Origin of the sequence: Georgenia sp. 311, assembly GCF_006151955.1 — a bacterium.
GTDB lineage: Bacteria > Actinomycetota > Actinomycetes > Actinomycetales > Actinomycetaceae > Oceanitalea > Oceanitalea wutianyii.
This window is the reverse complement of record NZ_VDFS01000054.1, coordinates 8248-10747: the sequence shown is the minus strand read 5'-3', so window position 1 is coordinate 10747 and position 2500 is coordinate 8248. Positions and strand designations below refer to the sequence as shown.

Genomic DNA, 2500 nt, shown 5'->3' with positions numbered 1-2500 from the left:
GACACCTTCGCCGTGCGCCGCGGGCGGGTCTACCACATCGCCGACTCGATCCGCCCGGGCCAGGCCGACCGCGTCGTCGTCTACGGCCGGGAGAACGACGGCGTCCTCGTCGGGGACTGGGACGGGGACGGCGTGGACTCCCTCGGGGTCCACCGCCTGCGCCCCGCGCTGCAGCGCGTCCCCGACGGCTCGGTGACGGCGGGCGCCCTGGCCGGTGTCGACGCGACCTCCGGGAAGGTCGACCCGCGCAACGGGCGGCTGAGCCACTCCGCCCTGTGCCCGATCCCCTTCCTGCCCACCCACGCCGTCCAGTGCCGGGCGGTGGCCGACCTCGTCGCCTTCGACCGCGCCTACCGGGCCCGGTTCGGTGCGCCGCTGCCGATCAACCCCGCCCCGCTCACCACCTACCGCAGCTACGAGGACCAGCAGTACCTCTGGGCCGAGACCGGTCCGCCGACGGCCGCCCGCCCGGGCGCCTCGCCGCACGGCTACGGACTGGCCGTGGACTTCGGGGGCCGCACCGACATCGAGTTCGGGCGCCAGCCCTACCTGTGGCTGCGGGACAACGGCCCGCGCTTCGGCTGGCACAACATGCCGTGGAACCGGGAGAACGGCTCGAACCCCGAGCCGTGGCACTTCGACTACCGGGGCTGAGCCTCAGCGCGGCGCGGGGCCGGTGCGGCCGAGGAGACCGTCGCGCAGACCCTGGGCCATGCGCCGCACGCGCTCGCGGCGGGGCGCGGCGAGCAGCGCGTTGAACGCGACGTACTTGGCCAGCCACACGACGTACCCCACCGACCAGCGCCCGCCGAGCAGGCCCGAGCGGATGAGGAGCACGGTGTTGCGCGCGAGGTAGTAGGTGCGCACGGGGGAGTGGACGTGGACCTCCTGCGCCCGCCCCGGCAGCTTGGTGAGCCGGTCACCGAGCGAGTGGTCGAGGTGGGCGCCGGGCACCGCGTAGAGCGTGTACCCCGCACGTCGGGCGCGCAGGCCCCACTCGAGGTCGACGTGGTCGATGAACCACGCCTCGTTCATGAGGCCGACGTGCTCGAGCACGGGCGCCGGGACGAGGCAGCCCGAGGCGAGGAGGAAGGCCGTCTCGACCCGCTCGGCCGCCAGCTCTTGCGCGGTGGCGCGGCGGGGGCCCCAGCGGCGCGAGACGTAGACCATCTGCTCGGTGGTCGACCGGGTGTCGGCCGACACCGGGCCCACCGCCCCGACCGCGTGCCCCTCGGCCACGGCCGCGTGGACCGCGGCGACGAGCCGGTCGACCATGTCCGGTGCGGGCAGGGAGTCCTGGTCCATGAGCAGGACGTGCTCGGCACCGGCGGCGCGGGCGATGCCGAGGTTCTGCGCCGCGGCGATGCCCTGGTTGACCGGCAGCGCGAGGAGCTCGGCACCCACCCGGTCGCACTCGGCGCGCAGCGCGTCGAGGCGCTCCGGCGCCGAGCCGTTGTCGACGACGACGACCGCGCCGCACTGCTCGGCGAGCGCGGTGAGCAGCGGGCCGGTGACCTCGACCTGCGGCTCGTAGGTGACGACGACGGCGGTGACGCCGGCACCGCCGCCCGGTGCCTGGTGGCTCACGCGCGCAGCGAGGCGAGGAAGTCGCGGACCTCGTCGATGTGCGGCAGCAGCCCGGCGTCCTGCGCCTCCTGGAGCGTGGGGGCTGCCTCGTCCTTCTCCGACAGGCGCAGCTCCAGCGGGCTGCCGTCACGCGCCGTGGTGGGCCAGTCGATGCCCAGCGACAGCGGGTTGATGCCGTGCTCGCGGCCCGGGGCGTAGGGCTCGGAGCACAGGTAGACGACGGTGGAGTCGTCCTCGAGGGAGCAGAAGGCGTGGCCCAGTCCCTCGGAGATGTAGATGGAGCGGCGGTCGACGTCGTCGAGCAGGACGGCGTCCCACTGGCCGAACGTCGGGGAGCCGACCCGGATGTCGACGACGACGTCGAGCACGGCGCCGCGCGGGCAGCTGACGTACTTGGCCTGCGAGGGCGGCACCTGGGCGAAGTGCACGCCGCGCAGGACGCCGGCGGCGGACACCGAGGAGTTCACCTGCTTGAGGGTGAAGGGGTGGCCCACGGCGTCGACGAACGCCTGCTCCTTGAAGACCTCGAGGAAGACGCCCCGGGGGTCGCCGTGCTGCTTGGTGGTGATCTCCCAGGCTCCCGGGACGTTCAGCTCGCGGAACTCCACAGCTCTTCCTCTCTCGTGGCCGACGTGCCCGCCCAGCCTACCGGCGTGGCCGGGCGGGCGGTCAGTGCGTGCGGTGCACCCCGAGGGTGTCGGTGCCGTTGCCGTCCCAGTCGCCGACGGTGACGGAGTCACCCGCCCGCCCGTAGACGACCACGCGGTCCGCGACGCCCGCGGTCATCGAGTTCTTGATGTGGTACTCGCTGCCGCGGCGTACGGCGAGGGTGTCGGTGCCGTTGCCGTCCCAGTCCCCGGCGAGGACGGCGTCGGTCGCCCGGCCGTAGGGCACGAGCGTGTGCGCGGGGCCC

Annotated in this window: 4 protein-coding genes; 1 reads left to right on the top strand and 3 read right to left on the bottom strand. The window is 74.2% G+C overall.

Annotated elements, in window-relative coordinates; genetic code table 11:
* On the top strand, positions 1-654 hold a 654-nt coding region (locus FHE66_RS11835), incomplete at its 5' end, for a D-alanyl-D-alanine carboxypeptidase family protein (RefSeq protein ID WP_218013708.1).
* 3 nt (positions 655-657) lie between these two features.
* On the opposite strand, the gene FHE66_RS11830 is transcribed toward FHE66_RS11835, so the two are convergent.
* From FHE66_RS11830 to FHE66_RS15595, 3 genes are all read right to left on the bottom strand, one after another.
* Positions 658-1587, bottom strand: a complete 930-nt coding sequence (locus FHE66_RS11830; RefSeq protein WP_139073166.1) for a glycosyltransferase family 2 protein — start codon at positions 1585-1587, stop codon at positions 658-660.
* A complete protein-coding gene (locus tag FHE66_RS11825) occupies positions 1584-2195 on the bottom strand; it encodes a dTDP-4-dehydrorhamnose 3,5-epimerase family protein (protein WP_139073165.1) in 612 nt (203 codons plus the stop codon). Before FHE66_RS11825 ends, FHE66_RS11830 begins: the two co-directional genes overlap by 4 nt.
* Positions 2196-2256: 61 nt before the next feature.
* On the bottom strand, positions 2257-2500 hold a 244-nt coding region (locus tag FHE66_RS15595), incomplete at its 5' end, for a hypothetical protein (protein ID WP_176554756.1).